Here is a 2,790-nt window from a genome sequence, read left to right as displayed (position 1 = left end):
GGTGATAATATATGGATAGGGAAGATGGTAGATAAGTTTAAGCTTGGTCAAACACTGAGAGGTGTTGGAAGACCAAAGAATGGTGGCTGACCCCATTTCATTCAAAAAAGAAAGGTAATGTTGATTCTGATGTTATTTTTGAGATAATGAAAAATTTAATTGACAATAAAAATTTTAATAAAATTATTTTGGTTTCAGGTGACGGTGATTACAAGAAACTCATAGATTATTTAATGAAAAAAGACAAATTTAAAAAGATACTTTTTCCTAATAGAGAGTTCGCTTCTTCTTTGTATAAAAGTTTAGGTTCAGAATTCTTTGATTATTTAGAGAATACGCATATTAAATCAAAAATTGAGTATAAATAAAAAGAAAAAGGCCCCTTAGGCACTGACACCGTTCGGGTCCTTTTTCGTATTGATATCTGTTTATTATATAGTTTTCATTGGTAAAAAGTCAAGTCCAAGCGGTAATGTCCGCACACATATGGCGGTTTTTATTAGAATAGGTTTTTGATCCTGAATAAACTTAAACGGCTCAATGTTTTTAAGAGGATTGAGCCGTTTAATGTATGAGGGTAGGTCAACGGCTAATCCGCCACGGCGGATTAGCCGTTGGGGGATTTTGTTTTAAACACCTAACCTTAGCTCTTTTCCGGAGGTTTTGGTATAATTTCAAGTACTCATGTCGTCATTTGAAGAGCAATTTTTAAAGAGGGAAGAGATAAGATCCCCGGGCGGGTTTGTTAAGGTGGTAGATATAAATTTTGATGATAATACCACTCCTGTCCTCCTTTCTTCCGGTTGGGGAGAGACACTAGAGGCGCTTAAGAGCGTCGTTTTTTCTATTGCCAAGATAACAGGGAGGAGAGTTTTTGCTTGCGATTATGCTCACCTTGATAATATAAAAGGTTACCAAGACGGCTTCCCGGCAAGCGGATATATGAAGGCTCATTCGTTTATTAACCTTCTTGATGAAAAGCAGGTAAACAAAGTTGATGCCATTGGTCATTCAGAAGGGGCTATAAACGTTATCATCGCGGCCTATCTAAAGCCGGAAAAATTTAAGAATATAATCTTGATTAACCCGAGTGGAATGATGCACAATGACAGCTTTCGTAAGCTGGTAAAAAGGTTCCTCTCGGAAACCCTTTTTGAACCGATAACTATTGAGACCACTCGAAAATTTCTGATTTATGTCAGGTATGTATTTAGAGTTGTCGGATATATTTTAAGAAACCCGATACAAGCCTTTAGAGAGGCTATAGGCATATCCAGGTTTAAGATATTCCATCTGTTAAGAAATATCCAGAAGAATGGGGTAAAGGTAGCTATTGTTGTAGATAAAAATGACATAATATTTCCGGTAAATCAGGTCAGGCGGCAAGCTAAGAAGGCCAAGGTAAAAGATTTCTATCTAGTGGAGGGCGGTCATAATGAGATACACATAAACCCGGATAAATTCATAGAGACAATCAATAAAATATTTATCTCAATGGGGAGGTGATTTTTTAATATATTTTTGGTTTTAAATAGGGCAATAGGTGGCGCTAATTGAACAGATTGACAAAATTAGCTAAGCTGTTATTGTAAAGATAGAGTGTGTAATAGAGAAGCTTGGTCTTTGACATTAAATCATCCGCCGTGGCGGATAGAAAGGAGGTAGAGAGATGGGGAAAGTGAGTCTAACGCCATTGATTCTTGATCTGGCAGAAAAAGTCGATGTCGTTTACGACAAGAGCGGCAGGCAGGTCTGTTTCGCTGGGACAACCCAGGGGACTTATGACGAGCCTGACTCCGCTGGACCCGACTAAACATTAGTTAGGAAGGAGCGGGAATATCTCCGCTCCTTCCTAACTAACACTTAACTAATAAAAAGGGGTGAGAAAGATGATTTTAATAATCGGAAATAGCTCAGACAAGGCCAAGGCTGTTGTAAACGAAATCAAGAAAATAAGCAAAAAGAAAGTAATCATCTTTAAGGCCGACAAATGTTTAGAGGGAGAAGCTATAGGATTTTCTCTTCTTAACAACAAGGCGATGCTGTTTGCTGATATCAGTGGAAAAGATTTCAATTTAAATGAAGCAACCTCCATATGGTATTGGAAGCCGCTACTACCCAAGGTTTTGAGAACCATAGAGCCGATTAGGCATCAAATATTCATTCACAGGCAGTTTTTAACAATCTGGCGTTCGATTGTCAGTTGCTTGTCTGATAGGATGTGGATTAATGACTACTATAAGCTGTTAGAGGCCGAGAATAAGCCATACCAGATAAAGTTGGCTTCAGAAATAGGGTTTGATGTTCCTGATACTCTTATCACTTCTGATCCAAAAAGAGCAATAGCTTTTTGGGGATATTGTGATAAGAAAATGGTAATTAAGACTTTAGCTCTCAGTCAAACAGAAGATAGCATGATTTACACTAACAAATTTACAGAAGAAATGATGTTAAAGATAGAGAGACTGAAATCATCACCAGTCATTCTGCAGAAGCTAATCCCTACAAAATACGGACTAAGGATAACTGTAGTGGGTGATGATATTTTCCCCGCCAGGGTTGAGAGCGACAGCGAAATCGATTGGCGTAGAAGCGAGATTAAGCTCAAAAAATATCACCTGCCGGGAGAAATTAAAGATAAATGTCTCTGTTTAGTAAAGAAGCTCGGACTAAAGTATGGTTGTATAGAGGGAAATGGGGTCAGCCACTATTTATGATATAATTTATATATGCCACGAATAGAAAGAGTTGATATTGGCAACTATGTTTACCATGTAATTAATCGCGCGA

The 2,790-nt window shown here is 37.8% G+C and carries 3 protein-coding genes; all 3 read left to right on the top strand.

Translation table 11 applies throughout. The annotated features are described in order from the left end of the window. Positions 1-86: 86 nt before the first annotated feature. The 3 genes from NUV40_00945 to NUV40_00935 all read left to right on the top strand — a co-directional run bounded on the left by NUV40_00945 (position 87) and on the right by NUV40_00935 (position 2,717). On the top strand, positions 87-368 hold the full coding sequence (locus NUV40_00945) for an NYN domain-containing protein (protein MCR4342452.1): 282 nt from the start codon (positions 87-89) through the stop codon (positions 366-368). Between the two features lie 316 nt (positions 369-684). Continuing rightward, a complete protein-coding gene (locus tag NUV40_00940) occupies positions 685-1,506 on the top strand; it encodes an alpha/beta hydrolase (GenBank protein MCR4342451.1) in 822 nt (273 codons plus the stop codon). A gap of 383 nt (positions 1,507-1,889) precedes the next feature. Beyond that, on the top strand, positions 1,890-2,717 hold the full coding sequence (locus NUV40_00935) for a hypothetical protein (protein ID MCR4342450.1): 828 nt from the start codon (positions 1,890-1,892) through the stop codon (positions 2,715-2,717). The last annotated feature ends 73 nt before the right edge of the window (positions 2,718-2,790 follow it).

The organism is Patescibacteria group bacterium, assembly GCA_024654625.1.
Lineage (GTDB): Bacteria > Patescibacteriota > Minisyncoccia.
The sequence above is the reverse complement of the archived record's forward strand: the minus strand, read 5'-3'. Positions and strand labels throughout refer to the sequence as shown.

Coding starts and splice junctions, on each gene's coding strand:
- NUV40_00940 (MCR4342451.1), top strand. CDS start 685: ATGTCGTCATTTGAAGAGCAATTTTTAAAGAGGGAAGAGATAAGATCC.
- NUV40_00935 (MCR4342450.1), top strand. CDS start 1,890: ATGATTTTAATAATCGGAAATAGCTCAGACAAGGCCAAGGCTGTTGTA.